Here is a 26,124-nt window from a genome sequence, read left to right as displayed (position 1 = left end):
TACGGTGGAGTCATGCGGCCCGTAACCCAGATCGAACGCTCGGTGGCGCCCTTCGAGGTCGTCAGCCCCTTCCAGCCCAGCGGTGACCAGCCCGCCGCCATCGCCGACCTCGAGCGGCGCGTCCGCGCGGGGGAGAAGGACGTCGTCCTGCTCGGTGCGACCGGCACGGGCAAGTCGGCCACCACGGCGTGGATGATCGAGCGGCTCCAGCGGCCCACCCTCGTCATGGCGCCGAACAAGACCCTCGCCGCCCAGCTGGCGAACGAGTTCCGCGAGCTGCTGCCGAACAACGCCGTCGAGTACTTCGTCTCGTACTACGACTACTACCAGCCCGAGGCGTACGTCCCGCAGTCGGACACGTACATCGAGAAGGACTCCTCGATCAACGAGGAGGTGGAGCGCCTGCGCCACTCCGCGACGAACTCCCTGCTGACCCGCCGCGACGTGGTCGTCGTCGCCTCCGTCTCCTGCATCTACGGCCTGGGCACGCCCCAGGAGTACGTCGACCGGATGGTCTCCCTCAAGGTCGGCGACGAGGTGGACCGCGACGAGCTGCTGCGCCGCTTCGTCGACATCCAGTACACGCGCAACGACCTCGCGTTCACGCGCGGCACCTTCCGGGTGCGTGGCGACACGATCGAGATCTTCCCGGTGTACGAGGAGCTCGCCGTCCGCATCGAGATGTTCGGCGACGAGATCGAGGCCCTCTCCACGCTCCACCCCCTCACCGGCGAGGTGATCAGCGACGACCGGCAGCTGTACGTCTTCCCCGCCAGCCACTACGTGGCGGGCCCCGAGCGCATGGAGCGCGCCGTCACCGGCATCGAGGCGGAGCTGGAGCAGCGCCTCGCCGAGCTGGAGAGGCAGGGCAAGCTGCTGGAGGCCCAGCGGCTGCGCATGCGCACCACGTACGACATCGAGATGATGCGCCAGATCGGCTCCTGCTCCGGCATCGAGAACTACTCGCTCCACTTCGACCAGCGCGAGCCGGGCTCCCCGCCCAACACCCTCCTCGACTACTTCCCCGAGGACTTCCTGCTGGTCATCGACGAGTCCCACGTCACGGTCCCGCAGATCGGTGCCATGTACGAGGGCGACGCGTCGAGGAAGCGGACCCTGGTGGACCACGGCTTCCGGCTGCCGTCGGCGCTGGACAACCGCCCACTGAAGTGGGAGGAGTTCAAGGAGCGCATCGGGCAGACCGTCTATCTGTCGGCCACGCCCGGCGCCTACGAGATGTCCCGCTCCGACGGGTTCGTCGAGCAGATCATCCGGCCCACCGGCCTCGTCGACCCGGAGGTCGTCGTCAAGCCCACCGAGGGCCAGATCGACGACCTGGTCCACGAGATCCGCCTGCGCACCGAGCGGGACGAGCGCGTCCTCGTCACGACGCTCACCAAGAAGATGGCCGAGGACCTCACGGACTACTTCCTGGAGCTCGGCATCCAGGTGCGCTACCTGCACAGCGACGTGGACACGCTGCGCCGCATCGAGCTGCTGCGCGAGCTGCGCTCCGGCGAGTACGACGTGCTGGTCGGCATCAACCTGCTCCGCGAGGGCCTCGACCTGCCCGAGGTGTCCCTGGTCGCCATCCTCGACGCCGACAAGCAGGGCTTCCTGCGGTCCGGCACCTCCCTGATCCAGACCATCGGCCGCGCCGCGCGCAACGTCTCCGGCCAGGTCCACATGTACGCGGACACCGTCACGCCCGCGATGGCCCAGGCCATCGACGAGACCAACCGCCGCCGCGCCAAGCAGATCGCCTACAACGAGGCCAACGGCATCGACCCGCAGCCGCTCCGGAAGAAGATCAACGACATCGTCGCCACCATCGCGCGCGAGGAGGTCGACACGGAGCAGCTGCTGGGCACGGGCTACCGCCAGCAGAAGGACGGCAAGGGCGCCAAGACCCCCGTTCCGTCCCTGGGCACGGCCGCGAAGGCCGCCAAGGACGGCGGCAAGCCCGCCGCCAAGCCGGCCAAGGGCAGGGCGGCGGCCCGCACGGGCGCCGTGACGAGCGACCGGCCGGCCGCCGAACTGGCCGGGATCATCGAGGAGATGACGGAGCGCATGCGGGCCGCAGCGGCCGACCTCCAGTTCGAGGTCGCCGCCCGGCTGCGCGACGAGGTGAGCGAGCTGAAGAAGGAGCTGCGCCAGATGAAGGAGGCGGGCATCTCCTGACGCCCGGCCCCCGCCGTCCGGCCGGCCCCCGCGCCCGCCCCTCGCAGGGGCGGGCGGGAGCCGGGCCGGGAGGGCGCCGGGCGGTGTGTTGCAACACCGATACAAAGCGGGTCCGGCCCTCATCCCGGCGCTGGGACCCCGCATAGGGTGCTGGGAACCGCACCCCACTCGAACAGGGCGGGCCGCGGCGGGGAAGGCTACGAGAGGGGACAGCGCGTGTCGGTCAACTTGACCAAGGGCCAGGCCATCAGCCTGCAGAAGAGCGACGGGGGGACCCTGACCGCGGTGCGGATGGGGCTCGGGTGGCAGGCGGCGCCGCGCCGCGGTCTGTTCGGCTCGCGCACCCGGGAGATCGACCTCGACGCGTCGGCGGTGCTGTTCGCCGGCAAGCAGCCGGTCGACGTGGTCTTCTTCCGCCATCTGGTGAGCGACGACGGCTCGGTCCGCCACACCGGCGACAACCTGGTGGGCGGCGCCGGCCAGGGCGGTGACGACGAGGCGGTCCTCGTGGACCTCCAGCGCGTACCGGTCCACATCGACCAGATCGTCTTCACGGTCAACTCCTTCACCGGCCAGTCGTTCCAGGAGGTGCAGAACGCCTTCTGCCGCCTGGTCGACGAGACGAACGGCCAGGAGCTCGCCCGCTACACCCTGGCCGGCGGCGGGCAGTACACCGCGCAGATCATGGCGAAGGTGCACCGCACCGGGGGCGGCTGGACCATGACGGCCATCGGCGCCCCGTCGAACGGCCGGACGTTCCAGGACCTGATGCCGGCGATCCTGCCCCACCTGTAGCGGCACGGCCGCACGCCGCGCGCCCGCGGCCGGACACCGCGCCGCCCCGGGGCGGCGGCCGTGCGCACGGCTGCGGGCCGTGAGCGCCGCCCACGGCCCGCAGCGGCCGTGAGCGCGGCCTGCGCGTCCGCGGGCGGTGGCGGTCCGCCCGTGCCCGCGGCCGTACGCCTCGTGCGCCGCGTCCGCGCCCGTACGCACCGCAGCTCCCGGCGCCCGGCCGCCGGGAGCTGCCGCGTGGGCGACCCGCGCGGCAGGACGCACAGCGCGACCAGGCGGCCGGCGCGCCCAGCGCGCGCCGCGACGCACCGCCACCGGCGCGCGGACACCGGGTCCGCGACCGGCGCGACCACCCGAGGGGGAGACAGACGATGACCGCCGAGCTGGTCCGGGGGCAGAACCACCCGCTGCCCGGCACCCGACTGGAGATCCGGGTGTCGGCCGGGGTGCCGGTGGCGGCGGGGGCCACGCTCTGCGACGCCGCCGGGACCGTCACCGCGGCCGACCGCGTCGCCCATCCCGGCGCCCCGTCCCTGCCCGGTGTCCAGGTGCCCCGCCGGGCGGCGGCCGAGCACCGGCTCACCGTGGACCTCGGCGCCGTCCCCGCCGACGTGCACCGCGTCGCCGTCCATCTGGCGCTGCCCGAGGGCGCGGGCGGGCATGACCGGTTCGGCGCCGTCGCCGCGCCCTTCGTCGCCGTGGCCGAGCCGGACGGCACCGGGATCGCCACATACACCCTCACGGGCCTCACCACCGAGTCGGCCGTCGTCGCCGTGGAGCTGTACCGGCGCCAGGGCGCCTGGAAGGTCCGGGCCGTCGGCCAGGGGTACGAAGGCGGCCTCGCCGCCCTCCTCCGGGACCAGGGCGTGCCCGGCGCCGCCGCGCTCGCCGCCGCCGTACGGGCCGCCGTGGCGCCCGGCCCCGACCAGGCCGCCCCCGCCCCCGCGCCGCGCAGCGGGCAGGACGCCCCGGGCCGCCGTACGGCCCCAGCGGCCGCCTCGCCCGCCCCCGGCCTGCCCGCCCCGCCTGCCGGCGCCCCGGCCCCCCGCCCGCCCCGGACGCCGGCGGCACCCGCCGCCGCACCGGAACCGGCCCGCCCAGGCGTTCCCGCACCACCGGCCGCCGAACATGTGCCCCCGCCGCCGTCCCAGCCGCCGTCCCAGGCGCCGTCCCAGGCGGCCTCCTCCGGCGGGCCCATCGACTACACCCACCCCCGGCGCCGTACGGCCCCGCCACCTCCACGGCTCCCGTCCGCGCCGCCCGCGCCGCCAGGAACGCCCGCCGCGCCGGTCGCCGGGGACGCCACCGGCTGGTCCATGGAAGAGCGCCTCTACAACCAGGTCTGGGGCATGTTCGAGGACCTGGCCCGGACGACGGCCGCCTACCGCAGCGCCGTCGACTTCGCCGAGTCCCGGATGGCGCAGGAGCTGGACAGCGCCCTGTCCGACCCGCGCAGCCGCCTCGGTACGGCGGGTGACGCCGCCCGCGCCGAGGCCCGCGCCCGGTGCCGGGAGCTCACCGACCGGGCCCGCGAGGCGCTCGACCGGGACCTCGCCCAGCTCACCGCCGAGTCGGAGGTGGTCGAGCCGGCGCTCCCGCCCGCCTTCGCCCGCTGGGACAACCCGGTCTGGCACGCCTACCGCGTGCCCACCGAACCTCCGATGGCGCTGCGCCTCGGCGACCTCCACCTCCCCGAGCGGCCGCAGCTGCGCATCCCGATGCTGATCAGACTGCCCCTGGAGCGCGGCCTGTGGGTGGACGCCGGCCGCGGCGGCTCGGAGCAGGCCCTCCTGATGGACGAGGACCGGCTGCGCCGCCTCGCCCTCGACACGGCCGTCGCGCACGCGGCGCGCCTCCTGGCCGCCCACCCGCCCGGCGGCCTCACCGTCCAGGTGATCGACCCGGCCGGTTCGGGTGCCGCCGCGTTCGCCCCGCTCACCGCCTCCGGAGTGCTGGCCGGGCCCCCGGCGGCCGGGCCGGGCGGAGTGGAAGCGGTCCTGGAGCGGCTGGTGCGCCGCGTGGACCTCGTGCAGATGGCCCTGCGCGGCGGCGCGGACGACGACGCCCTGCCCCCGGACCTGGACACGGCGCGACAGCTGCTCGTCGTCAACGACTTCCCGCTCGGCTTCGACGACCGGGCCGTCACCCGGCTGCGGTACCTGGCCGACGAGGGCCCGGCCGTGGGCGTGCACCTGCTGATGGTCGCGGACCGCGAGGACGCCGCCGCGTACGGGCCGTTGCTCGATCCGCTGTGGCGCTCGCTGCTGCGGGTGACGCCGGTGCCGGACGACCACCTGGCCGACCCGTGGGTGGGGCACGCCTGGACGTACGAGCCGCCGCGGGTGCCGACCGGCAGCCAGGTGCTGCACCAGGTGCTCGAGCGGGTGGCGCAGGCCCGCCGCGCCCGTGGCCGCTGACCAGGGCGGTACGGAAGCCTCGCGCGCGCACGCGGCCGACGGCGTTGTCGCGCCCCCCGCCCCCGCTCCTTCCGCCGACCCGCCGTCCGCCGCACCCGCCCCCGCTCCTTCCGCCGACCCGCCGTCCGCCGCGCGCCGCCACGCTCGCCGCGCTCGCAGCGCAAGCCTCCGCGGGTCCCGCCGACCATGGAGCAACGGCCGTGACCTGCGCCTTTGGGCTTGCCTTTGCCAGCCCCTTTACCGCTTCTTGGGGTTTCGTGTACGGTTCCTTTACGCGGAGGGGAGTACTCCCACACAGCGGCGTGCCCGTCAGTACGGACCGGTCGGACGGAGGACCGGACCCGGGGCGCCGGCCCGCACGCCGCCCGCGAGCACTCGGTGGCGCACGGGTGGAAGAGACCTCCGGCAGCGGCGACGCTGATCAGTAGCCGTACGACGCCGGAGGCGCAATGGACGTTTCTATGACCATGTGGGTGGTGACCGTTCTCGGTCTCACCGCCCTGATCGGGGTCGACTTCCTCATCGGGCGCAAGCCCCATGACGTGTCGATCAAGGAAGCCGGGATCTGGACGGCCGTCTGGGTCGTCCTCGCCGTCCTGTTCGGCCTGAGTCTGTTCCTCGCCGGCGAGCGGCAGGCCTCCGGGGAGTTCTTCGCCGGCTACATCACCGAGAAGTCGCTGAGCGTCGACAACCTCTTCGTCTTCGTCCTGATCATGGCGAAGTTCTCGGTCCCCTCCCACCTCCAGCAGCGCGTGCTGCTCATCGGCGTCCTCATCGCACTGGTGCTCCGCGCGATCTTCATCGCCGCGGGCGCCGCGATCATCGCCAGCTTCTCGTGGGTCTTCTACATCTTCGGCGCCTTCCTGATCTTCACGGCATGGAAGCTGATCAAGGAGGCCTCCTCCGACGAGCCGGAGGAGGAGTTCGAGGAGAACCGCCTCCTGAAGTCGATCGAGCAGCGCTTCGGCGTCGCCGACCGCTACTACGGCACGAAGCTGTCCATCCAGGTCGCGGGCAAGCGGGTGCTGACTCCGCTGATGGTGGTCATGCTCGCCATCGGCACCACGGACATCCTGTTCGCGCTGGACTCCATCCCCGCGATCTTCGGCCTGACCCAGGACCCGTACGTCGTCTTCACGGCGAACGCCTTCGCCCTGATGGGCCTGCGGCAGCTGTACTTCCTCATCGGCGGCCTGCTCAAGAAGCTGGTCCACCTCAGCTACGGGCTCTCGGTCATCCTCGGCTTCATCGGTGTGAAGCTCATCCTGCACGCCCTGCACGAGTCCGGGGTGCACGTCCCCGAGATCTCCATCCCCTTCTCGCTGGCCGTCATCTGCGGGGTTCTGATCATCACCACGATCACCAGCCTCATCGCCTCCCGCCGGCAGGCGGCCGAGGAGGGGGCGGACGGCAAGGACGCCGACTCGGAGTCCGCGAAGATCTGACCTCCCCCCACGGGTACCGCCCCCCCCACGCCGGCCGGGTCGTTCCACGACCCGGCCGGCGACGTGCTCCCGGCCGCGGCTCGCCCCCGCCCCCGGTCCGGCGAGCCCCGCCCCGCGCCGGCGAGCCCGCCCCTCGGGATCGCCGCGTCGACCGACGGCGGGCCGGCACGGCCGCGCAGGCCTCAGACCGGCGCGGGTTCACCTGCTGCGCGCCGCCCGGCCTCGACCGCTCCCGGCGCGGTCTCCGGGAGCAGCGCGAAGCAGCCCAGACTCACCACCGACACCCCCGCCAGGTACGCCGCCACACCCCACGGCGGCCCCGCACCACCCGACGCCGCGGTCGCCACCACGGGCGTCAGCGCCCCGCCCAGCACCCCCGCGAGGTTGTAGCCGACCGCCGCCCCCGTGCACCGGACACGGGGCTCGTACAGCTCCGGCAGGTACGCGCCGACCACCGCGAACATCGCGGCGAACGCCAGCAGGGCCACCACGATCGCCAGGAACATCAGCACCGGCCGCCCCGTGTGCAGCAGCCACACCATCGGGAACATCCACACCGTGCAAGCGGCGCACCCCGCCAGGCACATCGGCCGCCGCCCGTACCGGTCGCCCAGCACCGCCGCGAACGGCGTCGCCGCGCCCTTGACGGCCACCGCCGCCATCACACAGCCCAGCATCGCCGTACGGCCCACCCCGAGCCGCTCCGTCCCGTACGCCAGGGCCCAGGTGGACACCGCGTAGAAGACCGCGTACCCCACCGACAGCGCCCCCGCGGTCAGCAGCAGCCGCCGCCAGTGCGCCCGCACCACCTCCAGCAGCGGGGCACTCGTCCGCCCCCCGGTCTCCGCCAGCTCCCGGAACTGCGGGGTCTCCGCCAGGGACGACCGCAGCAGCAGCCCGCACAGGGCCGGCAGCTCGGCCGCCCAGAACGGCACCCGCCACCCCCACGAGCGGAACGCCGCGTCGCTCAGCCCTGCCGAGAGCGCCAGCATCACCCCGTTCGCCAGCAGGAACCCCACCGACGGGCCGATCTGCGGGAAGCTCGCCCACAGGGCCCGCCGCCGCTCCGGCGCGTGCTCCCCGGCGAGCAGCACCGCCCCGCCCCACTCGCCGCCCAGCCCCAGGCCCTGCAGGAACCGCAGCGCCAGCAGCAGTGCCGGCGCCGCGGGCCCGATCGCCGCGTACGACGGCACGCAGCCCACGGCGACCGTCGCCGCGCCCGTCAGCGCCAGCGACACGAACAGCACGGGCCGCCGTCCCCGCCGGTCGCCGACGTGGCCGAAGACCACCGCCCCCAGCGGCCGTGAGACGAAGCCCACGGCGAACGTCCCGAACGCCGCGAGCGTCCCCGCCAGCGGCGAGAACGTGGGGAAGAACAGGGGGCCCAGGACCAGTGCGGCGGCGGTCCCGTAGACGTAGAAGTCGTAGAACTCGACGGCCGTCCCGACCAGGGAGGCCGCCGCGAGCCGCCTCATGGGGCGCCCGCCCGCGGACCGCCCGCGGCACCGCTCGGGGTGCTTCCGCGAGCCGTCGGGGCGGGCGCGCGGGCGGGGGAGAGGCCGGTACGGGAAAGGGCGCATGCCGCGCCAACCGCACCCGGCGCACCAGGGTCACGGGGCGCACGGAGTCACGGGGTGCACGGAGCCGTGGGATGCGCCGGGTCCCGAGCCGCCCCGTCGCGCGGGCCCCCGCGGGGCGCCGTCCCGCGCGCCGCCCGGGGGCGCGTCACCAGCCGCGGGCGCGCCACTCCGGGAGCTGCGGGCGCTCGTCGCCCAGGGTGGTGTCCCGGCCGTGCCCCGGATAGACCCAGGTCTCGTCCGGCAGCGCCTCGAACAGCTTGGTCTCCACGTCGCGAAGCAGGCTCGCGAACGCCTCGGGGTCCTTGTGGGTGTTGCCCACGCCGCCCGGGAACAGGCAGTCCCCCGTGAAGACGTGCGGGTGGCCGTGCGGGTCGTCGTAGACCAGCACGATCGAGCCGGGCGTGTGCCCCGTCATGTGGCGCGCGGTCAGCTCCACCCGGCCCACCCGGACCGTGTCGCCGTCCTCCACGAGGACGTCCGTCGGCACGTCGATGCCCTCGGCGTCGTACCGCCCGGCGTAGGTGCGGGCACCGGTGGCCGCCACCACGTCCGGCAGGGCGTACCAGTGGTCGTGGTGGCGGTGGGTGGTGACGACGGCCGCGACGCCGTCGTCACCGATCAGCCGGAGCAGGGTGCGCGGCTCGTTGGCCGCGTCGATCAGCAGCTGCTCGCCGGTGGCCCGGCAGCGCAGCAGGTAGGCGTTGTTGTCCATCGGCCCGACGGCGACCTTCGAGACGATCAGGTCCGTCAGCTCGTGCACGTCCGCGGGTCCGCCGACCTTCACCGCTCCGCTGTACGTCATGGGACCAGCCTATAGCGGGGGCAGCGCCGGAAGGGTGCCGTCCGGGACGGCCAGCGCGGAGCCGTCGCGGCGGCCGGCGAGCCAGCCCAGCAGGTCGGCCGCGGCGCCCCGGACGGTGACCGGGCCGCCGTCCGCGCCGCCTCCGGTCGTCCACGTCCGGCCGTCCTCGGCCACGACGGTGGTGGCGGGGACGTCCTCGCGGCCGGCGAACCGCTCGGCCAGGAAGTCGATCTCCCGCTCGGTGAACTCCTTCGGCAGGTCCTCCAGCTCGTAGCCGACCCCCAGGTCGACATGGTGCAGCTCGACCTCCACGAGGCGGCGGAAGGGGACGCGGGCGGCCAGGTCGGTCACCCCGTTGCGCAGCTCGACGGTGCGGCCCCAGTCGGCGGGAGCGTCGCCCTCCGCCCGGAAGCGCTCGGCGCTGGCCCGCAGGTCGTCCAGCTGGGCGCCGAGCGGCCGGCCGGCGTCCCGCTCGATGTCGGCCTCGCGGGCCTGGGCGCTCGGGTACATCGGCAGCCCGCGCAGAACGTTCACCAGGGCGTCCGCGTTACGGGAGAGGTGCGCCAGGACGTGGCCGCGGGTCCAGCCGGGGAGCCGGGAGGGCGCGGCGAGCGCGGCGTCGTCGAGCGTGGTGGCGGCGGCGAGCAGCCGCTCGGTCGCCTCGTGCACGGAGGCCAGGTCACGGGTGTGGTCGATCATGGTGCTGACAGTAGCGCCGCCACTCGTTCGGGTGAAGGTGGGCCGGAGCGGCCAGAAATCGAATGCGCGTGCTATACGCTCGATGGAGGCATCCTTGGTAGTCAGGCAGTCATCCATCTGGCGGCCCCCCGGCCTCGGGGCGGTCGGAGGCGGGGGCTGTAGCCCCCAGCTTCTCTCAAGAAAGGTGCGGACCCGGCGTGGCCGACCGTCTCATCGTCCGTGGCGCGCGCGAGCACAATCTCAAGAACGTCTCGCTCGACCTGCCCCGTGACTCGCTCATCGTCTTCACCGGTCTCTCCGGGTCGGGCAAGTCCTCCCTCGCGTTCGACACGATCTTCGCCGAAGGGCAGCGCCGGTACGTCGAGTCCCTCTCGTCGTACGCCCGGCAGTTCCTCGGCCAGATGGACAAGCCGGACGTCGACTTCATCGAGGGCCTCTCCCCGGCGGTGTCCATCGACCAGAAGTCGACCTCGCGCAACCCGCGCTCCACGGTCGGCACGATCACGGAGGTCTACGACTACCTCCGCCTCCTCTTCGCGCGCATCGGCAAGCCGCACTGCCCCGAGTGCCGCCGCCCCATCACCCGCCAGTCGCCGCAGGCCATCGTGGACAGGGTCCTGGAGCTGCCCGAGGGCAGCCGCTTCCAGGTCCTGTCGCCATTGGTCCGCGAGCGCAAGGGCGAGTTCGTCGACCTCTTCGCCGACCTCCAGACCAAGGGCTACAGCCGGGCCCGCGTCGACGGCGAGACCGTCCAGCTGACCGAGCCGCCCAAGCTGAAGAAGCAGGAGAAGCACACGATCGAGGTGGTCGTGGACCGCCTCACGGTCAAGGGGAGCGCCAAGCGGCGGCTCACCGACTCCGTGGAGACCGCGCTCGGCCTCTCCGGCGGCATGGTCGTGCTCGACTTCGTCGACCTCCCCGAGGACGACCCCGAGCGCGAGCGGATGTACTCGGAGCACCTCTACTGCCCGTACGACGACCTGTCCTTCGAGGAGCTGGAGCCCCGCTCCTTCTCGTTCAACTCGCCGTTCGGCGCCTGCCCCGACTGCACCGGCATCGGCACGCGCATGGAGGTCGACCCGGAGCTGGTCGTCCCCGACGAGGAGCGCTCCCTCGACGAGGGCGCCATCCACCCGTGGTCGCACGGCCACACCAAGGAGTACTTCGGCCGGCTCATCGGCGGCCTCGCCGAGACCCTCGGGTTCCGTACGGACATCCCGTGGGCCGGGCTGCCCCAGCGCGCCAAGAAGGCCCTGCTGCACGGCCACAAGACCCAGGTCGAGGTGCGGTACCGCAACCGCTACGGCAGGGAGCGGGCGTACACGACCGCCTTCGAGGGCGCCGTCTCCTTCGTGAAGCGCCGCCACAGCGAGGCGGAGAGCGACTCCAGCCGCGAGCGCTTCGAGGGCTACATGCGCGAGGTGCCCTGCCCCACCTGCGAGGGCACGCGCCTCAAGCCGATCGTGCTCGCCGTCACGATCATGGACAAGTCCATCGCGGACGTCTCGGCCATGTCGATCAGCGAGTGCGCCGAGTTCCTCGGCCGGCTCACGCTCAGCGCCCGCGACAAGAAGATCGCCGAGCGGGTCCTGAAGGAGGTCAACGAGCGGCTGAGGTTCCTGGTCGACGTGGGCCTCGACTACCTCTCGCTGAACCGCGCGGCCGGCACGCTCTCCGGCGGCGAGGCCCAGCGCATCCGGCTCGCCACCCAGATCGGCTCCGGTCTGGTGGGCGTGCTGTACGTGCTCGACGAGCCGTCCATCGGTCTCCACCAGCGCGACAACCACCGGCTGATCGAGACCCTCGTGCGCCTGCGGGACATGGGCAACACGCTCATCGTCGTCGAGCACGACGAGGACACCATCAAGGTCGCCGACTGGATCGTGGACATCGGCCCCGGCGCCGGCGAGCACGGCGGCGAGGTCGTCCACTCCGGCACGCTGAAGCAGCTCCTCGGCAACAAGCAGTCGACGACCGGGCAGTACCTCTCCGGCCGGAAGTCCATCCCCGTGCCGGACGTCCGCCGCCCGGTCGACCCGGCTCGGCAGCTCACCGTGCACGGCGCCCGCGAGAACAACCTGCGGGACATCGACGTGTCCTTCCCGCTCGGTGTGCTCACGGCCGTCACCGGCGTCTCCGGCTCCGGCAAGTCGACCCTGGTCAACGACATCCTGTACACCCACCTGGCACGCGAGCTGAACGGCGCCAGGTCCGTGCCCGGACGGCACACGCGCGTGGACGGCGACGACCTGGTCGACAAGGTCGTCCACGTCGACCAGTCGCCCATCGGCCGCACCCCGCGCTCCAACCCGGCCACGTACACGGGCGTCTTCGACCACGTGCGCAAGCTGTTCGCCGAGACCACGGAGGCGAAGGTGCGCGGCTACATGCCGGGCCGCTTCTCCTTCAACGTCAAGGGCGGCCGCTGCGAGAACTGCTCGGGCGACGGCACGATCAAGATCGAGATGAACTTCCTCCCGGACGTGTACGTCCCGTGCGAGGTCTGCCACGGCGCCCGCTACAACCGGGAGACCCTGGAGGTCCACTACAAGGGCAAGTCCATCGCCGAGGTGCTGGACATGCCCATCGAGGAGGCCCTGGACTTCTTCGAGGCGGTCCCCACGATCTCCCGCCACCTGCGGACGCTCCACGAGGTCGGCCTCGGGTACGTGAGGCTCGGGCAGTCCGCGCCGACCCTCTCCGGCGGCGAGGCGCAGCGCGTGAAGCTCGCCAGCGAGCTCCAGAAGCGCTCCACGGGCCGCACGGTCTACGTCCTGGACGAGCCGACCACCGGCCTCCACTTCGAGGACATCGCCAAGCTGATCAAGGTGCTCTCCGACCTGGTCGACAAGGGCAACACGGTCATCGTCATCGAGCACAACCTCGACGTGATCAAGACGGCCGACTGGCTGGTCGACATGGGTCCCGAGGGCGGCAGCGGCGGCGGTCTCGTGGTCGCCGAGGGCACGCCCGAGACGGTCGCGGGGGTGCCCGCGAGCCACACGGGCAAGTTCCTCCGGGACATCCTGGACCCCGCCCGCATCAGCGACGCGCCGCCCGTCAGGCCCGCCCGCCAGCGGCGCCGCCGCTGACCCCTCCCTCGGGGGCCGGGCCGGACCGCCCGCCGGCCCGGCCCCCGGAAGCCCCGGAAGAGCCCCGCCCCCGAGACGCGCTCCCGGCCGGAGCCGAAAGGCCCGACCCGGGGGAGGGGGTGGAGGTCTGCGTCGGTATCGTCGGGTCCGTACCGAACACCAAGCGGAACCCGCCCATCCAGGAGCACCCATGTCCGGCCAGCCCGCCACCCGCCGCACCGTGCTGAAAGGCGCCGCCCTCGCCGGTACCGCCGGGCTCGGGGTCGCCGCCTGTTCCACCGAGTCCAAGCTCGGTCACGCCCGGACGCCCACCCCCACCGCGCCCGTCGACCTGGGAGCGGCCGACGAGGTGCCGGTCGGCGGTGCCCGGCTCTACCGCGAGCAGCGCCTGCTCGTGCACCGCCCCGCCCAGGGCGAGTACAGGGCGTTCAGCGCCCAGTGCACCCACGCCGGGTGCGTCCTCGACAAGATCGAGGAGCAGGAGGGCAACTGCCCCTGCCACGGCAGCCGCTTCGACGTCACCACCGGCAAGGCGCTCAAGGGCCCCGCGACGGTCCCGCTGCCCGAGGTGCCCGTCACGGTGAGGAACGGCAAGCTGATCGCCGGCCCCCAGTAGGGCCCGCGCACCGGGCCCCGGACCCACCGCCCGGCCCCGGCCCCGCTCGCACCCTGCGCCCCGCCCCGCCCCGTACGGACCCCCACACGCGGCCCACCGCCCGGCAGCCACCCCGAGCCGCCGCCCACCACCCGCCGCCCACCGAGCCGCCGCCCGCCACCCGCCCCGCGGCCCCCGGTCGGCGCCCCGCGGACGCCGCGCACCCGCGCCCGGCCGGACACCCCGCCGGCGCGGCCCCCGCGGCCACCCGGCAGGCCGTCGGGGCCCCTCCGGCGGCCGGCCGGGCTGTCGGTGGGCGCCAGTAGGGTGTGAGGCATGGCAGACCCCTCCAGCTACCGCCCCAAGCCGGGACAGATCCCCGACTCGCCGGGGGTCTACAAGTTCCGCGACGAGCACGGCCGCGTCATCTACGTCGGCAAGGCCAAGTCCCTGCGCCAGCGCCTCGCCAGCTACTTCCAGGACCTGGCGGGCCTCCACCCGCGCACCCGGACCATGGTGACCACGGCCGCCTCCGTGGAGTGGACCGTGGTCTCCACGGAGGTCGAGGCGCTCCAGCTGGAGTACTCCTGGATCAAGGAGTTCGACCCCCGCTTCAACGTCAAGTACCGCGACGACAAGAGCTATCCGTACCTCGCCGTCACCCTCGGCGACGAGTTCCCCCGGGTCCAGGTCATGCGCGGCCACAAGCAGAAGGGCGTGCGCTACTTCGGGCCGTACGCGCACGCCTGGGCCATCCGCGAGACCGTCGACCTGCTCCTGCGCGTCTTCCCGGTCCGCACGTGCACGTCCGGCGTCTTCCGCAACGCCCACCGCACCGGCCGCCCCTGCCTCCTCGGCTACATCGGCAAGTGCTCGGCCCCCTGCGTCGGCCGGGTCACCCCCGAGGAGCACCGCGAACTGGCCGAGGACTTCTGCGACTTCATGGCCGGCCGGACCGGGACGTACATCCGCCGTCTGGAGAAGGACATGACGGCGGCCGCCGAGGACATGGAGTACGAGCGCGCCGCCCGCCTCCGCGACGACATAGAGGCGCTGCGCCGGGCCATGGAGAAGAACGCCGTCGTCCTCGCCGACGCCACCGACGCCGACCTGATCGCCGTGGCGGAGGACGAGCTGGAGGCGGCCGTCCAGATCTTCCACGTCCGCGGCGGACGGGTCAGGGGCCAGCGCGGCTGGGTCACCGACAAGGTCGAGGCGGTGGACACGGCCGGCCTCGTCGAGCACGCCCTCCAGCAGCTCTACGGCGAGGAGAGCGGTGACGCCGTGCCCAGGGAGGTCCTGGTCCCCGCCCTCCCCGACGACCTCGACGCGGTCACGCAGTGGCTGAGCGGCCGCCGCGGCTCCCAGGTCTCCCTGCGCGTCCCGCAGCGCGGCGACAAGAGGGACCTGATGGAGACCGTCGGGCGCAACGCCCAGCAGTCCCTGGTCCTCCACAAGACCAAGCGCGCCAGCGACCTCACCACCCGGTCCCGCGCACTGGAGGAGATCGCCGACGCCCTCGGGCTGGACGCGGCCCCGCTGCGCATCGAGTGCTTCGACATCTCCCACCTGCAGGGGGAGGACGTCGTCGCCTCCATGGTCGTCTTCGAGGACGGGCTGCCCCGCAAGAGCGAGTACCGCCGCTTCCAGATCAAGGGCCGCGTCGGCGACACACAGGTCTGGCACGGCCAGGGGCAGGACGACGTCCGCTCCATGCACGAGGTGGTCAGCCGCCGGTTCCGGCGCTACCTCGCCGAGAAGGAGCAGACGGGGGAGTGGCTGCCCGAGAGCGGCGAGGCCCCCGCGTCGCCCCGGCCGGCCGGCGCGGACCCATCCGCCGGGGGCGAGGCCGGCCCGGCCCCCGCCGAGGAGAACGGCCGCCCCCGGAAGTTCGCCTACCCGCCGCAGCTCGTCGTGGTCGACGGCGGTCGGCCGCAGGTCGCCGCCGCCCGCAGGGCCCTGGACGAGCTGGGCATCGACGACGTCGCCGTGTGCGGCCTCGCCAAGCGCCTGGAGGAGGTCTGGCTCCCCGGCGAGGACGACCCCGTGGTCCTGCCCCGCACCAGCGAGGGCCTGTACCTCCTCCAGCGCATCCGTGACACGGCTCACGACTTCGCCATCCGCTACCAGCGGGGCAAGCGGGGCAAGCGGCTGAGGACGAGCCCCCTGGACGACGTGCCGGGCCTCGGAGACGCGCGCAAACGGGCGTTGATCAAGCATTTCGGTTCGGTGAAACGCCTCCGGCAGGCGACAATCGAGCAGATCTGCGAGGTCCCCGGTCTCGGCCGCAAGACCGCGGAAGCCGTCGCCGTCGCCCTCGCCCGGACGGCCCCGGCCGCTCCCGCCGTGAACACGGCGACAGGAGAGATCATTGAAGACGACGACGGGGGTACCGCGCATGGACGGGGATCCGGACATGAATGACCACACGGCGCACGCAGCCGACCGAGAAGACGGAGCAGCAGACGTGAGTACGGGCACGACGTTGGAGGCGGGAGAGGCCGCCGAGGCGGCCATCCCCGAGCTGGTGATCATCTCCGGCATGTCGGGAGCGGGGCGCAGCACCGCCGCCAAGTGCCTGGAGGACCTCGGCTGGTTCGTCGTGGACAACCTGCCGCCCGCCCTGATCCCCACCATGGTGGAGCTGGGCGCCCGCTCGCAGGGGAACGTGGCCCGCATCGCCGTCGTGGTCGACGTCCGCGGCCGGCAGTTCTTCGACGCCCTCCGGGAGTCCCTCGCCGACCTCGACGCCAAGCAGGTCACGCGCCGGATCGTCTTCCTGGAGTCGTCGGACGAGGCCCTCGTCCGCCGCTTCGAGTCGGTGCGCCGCCCCCACCCCCTGCAGGGCGACGGCCGCATCGTCGACGGCATCGCCGCCGAGCGGGACCTGCTGCGCGAGCTGCGCGGCGACGCCGACCTGGTGATCGACACCTCCAGCCTGAACGTGCACGAGCTGCGCGCCAAGATGGACGCCCAGTTCGCCGGCGACGAGGAGCCCGAGCTGCGGGCCACGGTCATGTCGTTCGGCTACAAGTACGGCCTGCCGGTCGACTCCGACCTGGTGGTCGACTGCCGCTTCCTGCCCAACCCGCACTGGGTGCCCGAGCTGCGCCCCTTCACCGGGCTCAACGACGAGGTGTCCGGCTACGTCTTCAACCAGCCGGGCGCCAAGGAGTTCCTCGACCGGTACACGGAGCTGCTCCAGCTGATCGCCGCCGGCTACCGCCGCGAGGGCAAGCGCTACGTCACCATCGCCGTCGGCTGTACGGGCGGCAAGCACCGCTCCGTCGCCATGTCCGAGAAGCTCGCCGCCCGGCTCGCCTCGGAAGGGGTCGAAACCGTCGTCGTGCACCGGGACATGGGGCGCGAGTGAGGCGCCCGTACCGGCGGCGCGTGAGCACCCTGTCCACGCGTACGCTGCGCAGACGCGGCGCGCAGCCGAAGGTCGTCGCGCTCGGCGGGGGCATGGGCCTGTCCGCCTCCCTCGCCGCCCTGCGCCGGATCACCGGCGACCTGACCGCCGTGGTCACCGTCGCCGACGACGGCGGCTCCAGCGGCCGGCTCCGCGAGGAGCTGGGCGTTCTGCCCCCCGGCGACCTGCGCAAGGCGCTCGCCGCGCTGTGCGGCGACGACGACTGGGGCCAGACGTGGGCGCGGGTCATCCAGCACCGCTTCCAGTCCAGGGGCGACCTGCACGAGCACGCGGTGGGCAATCTGCTGATCGTCGCGTTGTGGGAGCAGCTCGGCGACCACGTGCAGGCGCTCGACCTGGTGGGCCGGCTGCTCGGCGCGCAGGGCCGGGTGCTGCCCATGTCCGCCGTGCCGCTGGAGCTGCAGGCCCTGGTCAAGGGCCACGACCCGGCCCGGCCGGACGACGTGGACACCGTGCGCGGTCAGGCCACCGTGGCGCTCACGCCCGGCGAGGTGCAGTCGGTGCACCTGGTGCCGCACGACCCGCCGGCCGTGCCGGAGGCCGTCGCGGCGGTGCTGGACGCCGACTGGGTGGTCCTCGGTCCGGGCTCCTGGTTCTCCTCCGTCATCCCGCACCTGCTGGTGCCCGAGCTGCTGGACGCGCTCGTCGAGACGAAGGCCCGGCGGGTGCTGTCGCTGAACCTCGCGCCGCAGCCGGGGGAAACCGCCGGGTTCTCTCCGCAGCGTCATTTGGAGGTTTTGGCCCGACACGCCCCTAAACTCGCCCTGGACGTGGTGCTGGCCGACGAGGCCGCCGTGCCCGACCGCGAGTCGCTCGCGGATGCCGCGAAACGGCTCGGAGCGGCGGTCGAGCTGGCCCCGGTGGCCAGGAAGGACGGCCTGCCCAAGCACGACCCGGAGCTGCTGGCCGCCGCGTACGACCGTATTTTTCGGATGCATGGAAGGATCGGCCCATGGCGATGACGGCAGCGGTGAAGGACGAGATCTCCCGGCTCCCCGTCACCCGCACCTGCTGCAGAAAGGCAGAGGTCTCGTCGATCCTGCGGTTCGCCGGCGGCCTGCACCTGGTGAGCGGCCGGATCGTGATCGAGGCGGAGCTGGACACGGCGATGGCGGCGCGCCGCCTGAAGCGGGACATCGCGGAGATCTTCGGCCACGCGTCGGAGCTGATCGTCATGGCTCCCGGCGGGCTGCGGCGCGGCTCCCGCTTCGTGGTGCGGGTGGTGGCGGGCGGCGACCAGCTGGCCCGCCAGACGGGCCTGGTCGACGGACGGGGCCGGCCGATCCGGGGCCTCCCCCCGCAGGTCGTCTCCGGCGCCACCTGCGACGCGGAGGCGGCCTGGCGCGGCGCCTTCCTGGCGCACGGCTCGCTGACCGAGCCGGGCCGGTCCTCCTCCCTGGAGGTGACCTGCCCCGGCCCCGAGGCGGCGCTGGCGCTGGTGGGGGCCGCCCGCAGGCTCTCCATCGCCGCCAAGGCCCGCGAGGTGCGGGGCGTGGACCGGGTCGTCGTCCGCGACGGCGACGCGATCGGCGCCCTGCTGACCCGGCTGGGCGCCCACGAGTCCGTACTGGCCTGGGAGGAGCGGCGGATGCGCCGCGAGGTCCGGGCCACGGCCAACCGGCTGGCCAACTTCGACGACGCCAACCTGCGCCGCTCGGCCCGCGCCGCCGTCGCGGCCGGGGCCCGTGTGCAGCGCGCCCTGGAGATCCTCGGCGAGGAGGTGCCCGAGCACCTCGCGGCGGCCGGCCGGCTGCGCATGGAGCACAAGCAGGCGTCCCTGGAGGAGCTGGGGGCCCTCGCCGACCCTCCGCTGACCAAGGACGCCGTGGCGGGCCGAATCCGCCGTCTTCTGGCAATGGCCGACAAGCGGGCCCAGGACCTGGGTATTCCGGGGACGGAATCGAATCTGACGGAGGAGATGGCGGACGGTCTCGTCGGCTGATTTCCACCGGCCCGCCCGCTGCCCCGCGTGACCCCGCCGAGCCGCCGTTTCCGCAGGCCCGGCGGGGTTTGTCGTCTGCACATATGGGCCAGTGGTCCGACAAATGATTAACCCGACGGTAGATTTTCCGGTTCGGGTCTTTACGGTGCGCTGGATGTCACTCCGGGCGCTGGGGAGAGGTAGGGTCGGAGGCGGTCGGGGACATCCCAAATAAAGCTCGCCGGGCCGCACCCCGGCGTACCTGACGAGGAGATCGGTTCGTGACGATCCGCGTAGGCATCAACGGCTTCGGCCGCATCGGTCGTAACTACTTCCGCGCGCTGCTGGAGCAGGGTGCAGACATCGAGATCGTGGCTGTCAACGACCTGGGTGACACCGCGACCACCGCGCATCTGCTGAAGTACGACACGATCCTGGGACGCCTCAAGGCCGAGGTCACCCACACCGCCGACACCATCACCGTCGACGGCCACACCATCAAGGTGCTCTCCGAGCGCAACCCGGCCGACATCCCCTGGGGCGAGCTGGGCGTCGACATCGTCATCGAGTCCACCGGCATCTTCACCAAGAAGGCGGACGCCGAGAAGCACATCGCCGGCGGCGCGAAGAAGGTCCTCATCTCGGCTCCGGCCAAGGACGAGGACATCACCATCGTCATGGGTGTCAACCAGGACAAGTACGACGCGGCCCACCACCACGTCATCTCCAACGCGTCCTGCACCACCAACTGCGTGGCCCCGATGGCCAAGGTCCTCGACGAGCACTTCGGCATCGTCAAGGGCATGATGACCACGGTCCACGCCTACACCAACGACCAGCGCATCCTGGACTTCCCGCACAAGGACCTCCGCCGCGCCCGCGCCGCCGCGGAGAACATCATCCCGACGTCCACCGGTGCCGCCAAGGCCACCGCGCTCGTCCTCCCGCAGCTCAAGGGCAAGCTGGACGGCATCGCCATGCGCGTCCCGGTCCCGACCGGCTCGGTCACCGACCTCGTCCTGGAGCTCGACCGCGAGGTCACCAAGGACGAGATCAACACCGCCTTCCAGAAGGCCGCCGAGGGCCAGCTGAAGGGCATCCTGGAGTACACCGAGGACCCGATCGTCTCCTCCGACATCGTGAACTGGCCGGCCTCCTGCACCTTCGACTCGTCGCTGACGATGGTCCAGGGCAAGCAGGTCAAGGTCGTCGGCTGGTACGACAACGAGTGGGGCTACTCCAACCGCCTGGTGGACCTGACCGTCTTCGTGGGCAGCCGGCTCTGATAAACAGCAGGGCGGGCACCTCGATGTGAGCACGGGGCCCGGGCAGCGCACCGCCGCGCTGTACGGGCCCCGAGGCTTGCCCCGGCCACGAGTTCTCCAAGGAGCAGCAGCAACCGATGAAGACGATCGACACACTTCTCACGCAGGGGGTCGACGGCAAGCGGGTCTTCGTCCGCGCCGACCTCAACGTGCCGCTCGACGGCACCGCCATCACCGACGACGGCCGCATCCGCGCCGTCCTGCCCACCATCAAGGCCCTCGCCGAGGCCGGCGCCAAGGTCGTCGTCGCCTCCCACCTCGGCCGCCCCAAGGGCGCCCCCGACCCGGCCTTCTCGCTCCGCCCGGCCGCCGCGCGCCTCTCCGAGCTGCTCGGCGCGCCCGTCGCCTTCGCCGGCGACACGATCGGCAGCGAGGCCCACGACGCGGTGGGCGGCCTCCGGGCGGGCCAGGTCGCCGTCCTGGAGAACCTCCGGTTCAACGCGGGCGAGACCGCCAAGGACGACGCCGAGCGAGCCGAGTTCGCCGCCCGCCTCGCCGCGCTCGCCGACGTGTACGTGGGCGACGGCTTCGGCGCCGTGCACCGCAAGCACGCGTCCGTGTTCGACCTGCCCAAGCTGCTCCCCGCGTACGCCGGCCACCTCATCGCCACCGAGCTCGGCGTCCTCAGGAAGCTCACCGACGACGTCCGGCGCCCGTACGCGGTCGTCCTCGGCGGCGCCAAGGTCTCGGACAAGCTCGGCGTGATCGACCACCTGCTGGAGAAGGCCGACCGCATCCTGATCGGCGGCGGCATGGCGTACACCTTCCTCAAGGCCAAGGGCCACGAGGTCGGCCGCTCGCTGCTCCAGGAGGACCAGGTCCCGGCCGTCCTGGAGTACCTGGCCCGCGCGGAGAAGCGCGGCGTCGAGTTCGTCCTCCCGGTCGACGTGCTGGTCTCCGGCGAGTTCCCGGACCTGAAGACGAAGGCCCCGGCCCACCCGGCCACGGTCGACGCCGACGCGATCCCCGCCGACCAGGAGGGCCTCGACATCGGCCCGAAGACGTGCGAGCTGTACGCCGCGAAGCTCGCCGACGCCGCGACCGTCTTCTGGAACGGCCCGATGGGCGTCTTCGAGCACCCCGACTACGCCAAGGGCACCCAGGCCGTCGCCCAGGCGCTCATCGACTCCCCGGCCTTCACGGTCGTCGGCGGCGGGGACTCCGCCGCGGCGGTCCGGACCCTGGGCTTCGACGAGAACGCATTCGGCCACATCTCGACCGGCGGTGGCGCCAGCCTCGAATACCTCGAGGGCAAGACGCTTCCCGGCCTCGCCGCACTGGAGGACTGAACACCGTGACCACCCGCACCCCGCTGATGGCGGGCAACTGGAAGATGAACCTCAACCACCTTGAGGCCATCGCCCACGTCCAGAAGCTCGCCTTCGCCCTCACCGACAAGGACTACGACGCCGTCGAGGTCGCCGTCCTGCCGCCCTTCACCGACCTGCGCTCCGTGCAGACCCTGGTGGACGGCGACAAGCTGAAGATCAAGTACGGCGCGCAGGACCTGTCGGCACACGACTCCGGCGCGTACACGGGCGAGATCTCCGGCGCCATGCTGGCCAAGCTGAAGTGCGCCTACGTCACCGTGGGCCACTCCGAGCGCCGCCAGTACCACGGCGAGACCGACACGACCTGCAACGAGAAGGTGAAGGCCGCCTTCCGGCACGGCCTGACCCCCATCCTGTGCGTCGGTGAGGGCCTCGACGTCCGCAAGGCCGGCGACCAGGTCGCCTACACCCTCGCCCAGCTCGACGGGGGCCTCAAGGACATCCCCGCCGAGCAGGCCGCGACGATCGTCATCGCCTACGAGCCGGTGTGGGCCATCGGCACCGGCGAGGTCGCCACCCCCGAGGACGCCCAGGAGGTGTGCGGCGCCGTCCGCGGCCGCCTCGCCGAGGTGTACTCCCAGGACGTGGCCGACAAGATCCGCATCCAGTACGGCGGCTCCGTGAAGTCCGGCAACATCGCCGCGATCATGGCGCAGCCCGACGTGGACGGCGCCCTCGTCGGCGGGGCCTCGCTGGACCCCGAGGAGTTCGTCAAGATCGTCCGCTTCCGCGACCAGTGAGTATGCGGTAGGGCGGAATCGTCGTACCCTTGCGGGGGCCCGGGGCTCTGGGAGCGTCCGGGCCCCCGCCGTCCATCCAGTCCAGAGAATTGCCAGGAAGTAGGGTCCAGCCGTGATTATGGGGTTCTCGATCGCCCTGATCGTGTTCAGCCTGCTGCTGATGCTGCTGGTGCTGATGCACAAGGGGAAGGGCGGCGGTCTGTCCGACATGTTCGGCGGCGGCATGCAGTCCTCCGTCGGCGGCTCCTCGGTCGCCGAGCGGAACCTCGACCGCATCACCGTCGTCGTCGGCCTGCTGTGGGTCGCCTGCATCGTCGTGGTGGGCCTGCTCATCAAGTTCGACGGCTGACCGCGCCGTTGCGCGTCCTGGCCGTCCCCCGTAACGGCCGCCGCGTCCGCGCGGCGGGGTAACTCCCGTCACTGGACGCGCGTTGGGCCTTACGTAGACTGGGGCATCCTCGAGCACCATCACGCAGGGAGTGACGACCGTGGCAAGTGGCAACGCGATCCGGGGGAGCCGGGTCGGGGCGGGGCCGATGGGGGAGGCGGAGCGCGGCGAATCCGCACCCAGGCTCCGCATCTCCTTCTGGTGCTCCAACGGGCACGAGACCCAGCCGAGCTTCGCCAGCGACGCACAGGTCCCGGACACCTGGGACTGCCCCCGGTGCGGCTTCCCGGCGGGCCAGGACCGGGACAACCCGCCGGACCCGCCCCGCACCGAGCCGTACAAGACGCACCTGGCGTACGTCCGCGAGCGGCGCAGCGACGCGGACGGCGAGGCGATCCTCGCCGAGGCACTGGCCAAACTGCGCGGCGAGATCTGACACCTGGCACCCCGCGGCACCGCACAGGGCCCTGCACGCGAGACCCCCTCGGGTCCCGGCGAGCAGGGCCTTTCCCATGCGCCTGTGGACAACCCCGTCACCCGCCCGGCACCGGCCTGTGGACAGGTCGGTGGCAGCGGTCCAGATCAATTAGGTTGGAGGGGCAGCGGGGCAAGCAGGCAGGTACGAGAAGAAGTGGGCTGATGTCCAACATGAACGCAGAAAGCAGCCGCCCGAGGCTGACGCGGATGCCGGAGTGGGCCGCCCTGGCGGAGCACCGCGAGCGGTTCGGCACGACCCATCTGCGCGAGCTGTTCGCCGCCGAGCCGACACGCGGCACCGACTACACCCTGCGGGTCGGCGACCTGTATCTGGACTACTCCAAGCAGCTCGTCACGGACGAGACCCTGACACTGCTGCGCCGGCTGGCCGAGGCCGCCGGCGTCGCGGAGCTGCGGGACGCCATGTTCCGCGGCGAGAAGATCAACACGACGGAGCACCGCGCCGTCCTCCACACAGCGCTGCGCGCGCCGCGGGACGCCACCGTCGAGGTCGACGGGGAGAACGTGGTCCCGGCCGTGCACGCCGTGCTCGACCGGATGGCCGACTTCGCCGAGCGGGTCCGCTCCGGCGCCTGGACGGGCCACACCGGAAAGCCCATCAGGAACGTCGTCAACATCGGCATCGGCGGCTCCGACCTCGGCCCCGCGATGGCCTACGAGGCGCTGCGTGCCTACACCCACCGCGACCTGACGTTCCGTTTCGTCTCGAACGTCGACGGCGCCGACCTGCACGAGGCCGTCCGCGACCTGGACGCCGAGGAGACCCTCTTCGTCATCGCCTCCAAGACGTTCACCACCATCGAGACCATCACCAACGCCTCCTCCGCCCGCGAGTGGCTGCTCGGCGAGCTGAAGGCCGGCCAGGAGGCGGTCGCCCGCCACTTCGTGGCCCTGTCGACCAACGCCGGCAAGGTGGGGGACTTCGGCATCGACACGGCCAACATGTTCGAGTTCTGGGACTGGGTGGGCGGCCGCTACTCCTACGACTCGGCCATCGGCCTCTCCCTGATGATCGCCATCGGCCCGGACCGGTTCCGCGAGATGCTCGACGGCTTCCACCTGATGGACGAGCACTTCCGCACCGCCCCGCCGGAGGAGAACGCGCCGCTGCTGCTCGGCCTCCTCGGCGTCTGGTACGGCGCGTTCTTCGACGCCCAGTCGCACGCGGTGCTGCCGTACTCGCACTACCTGTCCAAGTTCACCGCGTACCTCCAGCAGCTCGACATGGAGTCCAACGGCAAGTCCGTGGACCGCGACGGGCAGCCGGTGGACTGGCAGACCGGCCCGGTCGTCTGGGGCACGCCCGGCACGAACGGCCAGCACGCCTACTTCCAGCTGATCCACCAGGGCACCAAGCTCATCCCGGCCGACTTCGTCGGCTTCGCCAGGCCCGTCGGCGACCTGCCGCCGCGGCTGGCCGCCCAGCACGACCTGCTGATGGCCAACTTCTTCGCCCAGACGCAGGCCCTGGCCTTCGGCAAGACCTCCGACGAGGTCCGGGCCGAGGGCGTACCGGAGGAGCTGGTGCCGCACAAGACCTTCCGCGGCAACCACCCGACGACGACGGTCCTCGCCGACGAGCTGACCCCGTCCGTCCTGGGCCAGCTCGTCGCCCTGTACGAGCACAAGGTCTTCGTCCAGGGGGCTGTCTGGAACATCGACTCCTTCGACCAGTGGGGTGTGGAGCTGGGCAAGGTCCTCGCCAAGCGGATCGAGCCGGTCCTGACGCAGGGCGTCGGCGGCGAGGGCCTCGACGGGTCGACGGCCGCGCTGGCCGCCGCCTACCGAGCGCTGCGGGCGGGGTGAGCCGATGCGGGGGGAGAACGCGGTGCGGCTGAGGCCGCCGCGGAACACGCTGGACGAGCGGGCGGTGGCCTGGTGGCGCGCGCAGTGGCTGCTGACCGCGGCCGTGCCGGCGGTCGTCCTCGCCGTGCTGGGGGTGTTCCTGGAGCCCGCCCGGTCCTGGCTGCTCGGCGCCGCCGTGGCGGTGGCCGTGCTGGGGGCGGGCTGCGCCGCGTTCTTCCCCCGCTGGTGGTTCCGGGTGCACCGGTGGGAGGTCACGGAGGAGGCGGTCTACGTCCGGACCGGCTTCTTCTGGCAGGAGTGGCGGATCGCCCCGATGTCGCGCATCCAGACGGTGGACACCGTGCGGGGGCCGCTGGAGCAGGCGTTCCGGCTCTCCACGGTGACGGTCACGACGGCGTCCGCCAAGGGCGCGGTCACCATCGCGGGGCTGGACCACCGCCTGGCCGCCGAGCTCGCCGAGCGTCTGACGCTGATCACCCGCGGTACACCGGGGGACGCGACATGAGCCCCGCCGGTGGCGAGGTACCGGGCCTCGACGGGCAGGAGCGGGCGCCGGACGGGTGCGGCGGGGACCGGCCTGGCCGCGGCGCCGTGCCCGGGCCGGGACCTCGCGGGCTGGACGGGCCCGAGCTGGACGGGGCTGAGTTGCGCGGGCCTGAGCTGCTCGGGCCGGACGGGCTCGGGCCGGACGCCGCGCGCGGGCCGGAGAGGCGTAGAGAGGGAGGGCTTGGCCCGGAGGCGAGCGGCCCGGAGGAGGACCACCCGGAAGGGCGCGGACTGTCCGCCGCGCCCGCGCCGGGAGGGCCCGCCCCGGATGCCCCGGGCCGGCCGGGCGTGGGCCCCGGTGCCTCCGGTGCCGCCGCCGGGCCGGGCCCTGCCTCCCCGGCCGGTGGCTCGCCCTCCGGGGCCGGTCCCACTGGGGGAGTCCCTTCGCATGCCGTCCCGTCGGCGGGTCCGGGTCCTGCGCAGGGCCCCGGCCCCCGGGCGGCCGCCGTCGCGCCGGCCGGCGCCGTCTCGTCGGCTGCTCCCGGCGCTGCGGGTTCCGGTCTTGCGGACGGTTCCGGCGTCTCGGGTCCTGG

Annotated in this window: 20 protein-coding genes; 17 read left to right on the top strand and 3 right to left on the bottom strand. The window is 72.8% G+C overall.

The window, feature by feature from the left end; all coding sequences use genetic code 11:
• Positions 1-12: 12 nt before the first annotated feature.
• The 4 genes from uvrB (at position 13) to CP974_RS06455 (ending at position 6,835) form a co-directional block, all read left to right on the top strand.
• Positions 13-2,181, top strand: a complete 2,169-nt coding sequence (gene uvrB / locus CP974_RS06470) for an excinuclease ABC subunit UvrB (RefSeq protein ID WP_031135494.1) — start codon at positions 13-15, stop codon at positions 2,179-2,181.
• A gap of 216 nt (positions 2,182-2,397) precedes the next feature.
• Positions 2,398-2,976 (top strand): TerD family protein, encoded by a 579-nt coding sequence (locus tag CP974_RS06465; RefSeq protein ID WP_031135495.1) that lies wholly within the window; start codon positions 2,398-2,400, stop codon positions 2,974-2,976.
• Positions 2,977-3,344: 368 nt separating this feature from the next.
• Entirely contained in the window at positions 3,345-5,390 is a 2,046-nt protein-coding gene (locus tag CP974_RS06460; RefSeq protein WP_150485776.1) for a TerD family protein, read from the top strand.
• 449 nt (positions 5,391-5,839) lie between these two features.
• On the top strand, positions 5,840-6,835 hold the full coding sequence (locus tag CP974_RS06455) for a TerC/Alx family metal homeostasis membrane protein (RefSeq protein WP_031134590.1): 996 nt from the start codon (positions 5,840-5,842) through the stop codon (positions 6,833-6,835).
• A gap of 182 nt (positions 6,836-7,017) precedes the next feature.
• Here CP974_RS06455 and CP974_RS06450 read toward each other — a convergent pair whose 3' ends face one another.
• The 3 genes from CP974_RS06450 to CP974_RS06440 form a co-directional block, all read right to left on the bottom strand.
• Entirely contained in the window at positions 7,018-8,310 is a 1,293-nt protein-coding gene (locus CP974_RS06450; RefSeq protein WP_031134592.1) for an MFS transporter, read from the bottom strand.
• Positions 8,311-8,560: 250 nt separating this feature from the next.
• A complete protein-coding gene (locus CP974_RS06445) occupies positions 8,561-9,217 on the bottom strand; it encodes an MBL fold metallo-hydrolase (protein ID WP_031134594.1) in 657 nt (218 codons plus the stop codon).
• A 9-nt stretch (positions 9,218-9,226) separates the two neighbouring features.
• The gene (locus tag CP974_RS06440; protein ID WP_031134596.1) at positions 9,227-9,916 is read right to left on the bottom strand and encodes a maleylpyruvate isomerase family mycothiol-dependent enzyme; all 690 of its coding nucleotides are present in this window, start codon (positions 9,914-9,916) and stop codon (positions 9,227-9,229) included.
• 197 nt (positions 9,917-10,113) lie between these two features.
• Here CP974_RS06440 and uvrA point away from each other — a divergent pair, with 197 nt between their 5' ends.
• The 13 genes from uvrA (at position 10,114) to CP974_RS06375 (ending at position 25,550) form a co-directional block, all read left to right on the top strand.
• Positions 10,114-13,008: an excinuclease ABC subunit UvrA gene (uvrA, locus tag CP974_RS06435; protein WP_031134597.1), complete on the top strand. Its 2,895-nt coding sequence runs from the start codon at positions 10,114-10,116 to the stop codon at positions 13,006-13,008.
• A gap of 190 nt (positions 13,009-13,198) precedes the next feature.
• A complete protein-coding gene (locus tag CP974_RS06430) occupies positions 13,199-13,624 on the top strand; it encodes a Rieske (2Fe-2S) protein (protein WP_031134599.1) in 426 nt (141 codons plus the stop codon).
• Positions 13,625-13,939: 315 nt separating this feature from the next.
• Positions 13,940-16,027: an excinuclease ABC subunit UvrC gene (uvrC, locus tag CP974_RS06425; RefSeq protein ID WP_031130044.1), complete on the top strand. Its 2,088-nt coding sequence runs from the start codon at positions 13,940-13,942 to the stop codon at positions 16,025-16,027.
• Positions 16,020-16,976 (top strand): RNase adapter RapZ, encoded by a 957-nt coding sequence (gene rapZ / locus CP974_RS06420; protein WP_051839209.1) that lies wholly within the window; start codon positions 16,020-16,022, stop codon positions 16,974-16,976. Before uvrC ends, rapZ begins: the two co-directional genes overlap by 8 nt.
• Complete coding sequence (locus CP974_RS06415; RefSeq protein ID WP_031130046.1) at positions 16,973-17,998, top strand: gluconeogenesis factor YvcK family protein; 1,026 nt, start codon at positions 16,973-16,975, stop codon at positions 17,996-17,998. Before rapZ ends, CP974_RS06415 begins: the two co-directional genes overlap by 4 nt.
• Positions 17,989-18,978, top strand: coding sequence for a DNA-binding protein WhiA (whiA, locus tag CP974_RS06410; protein ID WP_031130047.1), 990 nt, complete (start codon positions 17,989-17,991; stop codon positions 18,976-18,978). Before CP974_RS06415 ends, whiA begins: the two co-directional genes overlap by 10 nt.
• A gap of 260 nt (positions 18,979-19,238) precedes the next feature.
• Positions 19,239-20,243, top strand: coding sequence for a type I glyceraldehyde-3-phosphate dehydrogenase (gene gap / locus CP974_RS06405; RefSeq protein WP_031130048.1), 1,005 nt, complete (start codon positions 19,239-19,241; stop codon positions 20,241-20,243).
• Between the two features lie 116 nt (positions 20,244-20,359).
• The gene (locus CP974_RS06400; RefSeq protein WP_031130050.1) at positions 20,360-21,571 is read left to right on the top strand and encodes a phosphoglycerate kinase; all 1,212 of its coding nucleotides are present in this window, start codon (positions 20,360-20,362) and stop codon (positions 21,569-21,571) included.
• A 5-nt stretch (positions 21,572-21,576) separates the two neighbouring features.
• Positions 21,577-22,353 (top strand): triose-phosphate isomerase, encoded by a 777-nt coding sequence (gene tpiA, locus CP974_RS06395; RefSeq protein WP_031130051.1) that lies wholly within the window; start codon positions 21,577-21,579, stop codon positions 22,351-22,353.
• Positions 22,354-22,471: 118 nt separating this feature from the next.
• Entirely contained in the window at positions 22,472-22,702 is a 231-nt protein-coding gene (secG, locus tag CP974_RS06390) for a preprotein translocase subunit SecG (RefSeq protein WP_031130053.1), read from the top strand.
• A gap of 139 nt (positions 22,703-22,841) precedes the next feature.
• Entirely contained in the window at positions 22,842-23,177 is a 336-nt protein-coding gene (locus tag CP974_RS06385; RefSeq protein ID WP_003957010.1) for an RNA polymerase-binding protein RbpA, read from the top strand.
• A gap of 212 nt (positions 23,178-23,389) precedes the next feature.
• The gene (gene pgi, locus CP974_RS06380; RefSeq protein ID WP_031130054.1) at positions 23,390-25,045 is read left to right on the top strand and encodes a glucose-6-phosphate isomerase; all 1,656 of its coding nucleotides are present in this window, start codon (positions 23,390-23,392) and stop codon (positions 25,043-25,045) included.
• A 4-nt stretch (positions 25,046-25,049) separates the two neighbouring features.
• Complete coding sequence (locus tag CP974_RS06375; protein WP_031130055.1) at positions 25,050-25,550, top strand: PH domain-containing protein; 501 nt, start codon at positions 25,050-25,052, stop codon at positions 25,548-25,550.
• Positions 25,551-26,124: the final 574 nt, after the last annotated feature.

Origin of the sequence: Streptomyces fradiae ATCC 10745 = DSM 40063 (genome assembly GCF_008704425.1) — a bacterium.
GTDB classification, from domain to species: domain Bacteria; phylum Actinomycetota; class Actinomycetes; order Streptomycetales; family Streptomycetaceae; genus Streptomyces; species Streptomyces fradiae.
This window is presented reverse-complemented; position numbering and strand designations above follow the sequence as displayed.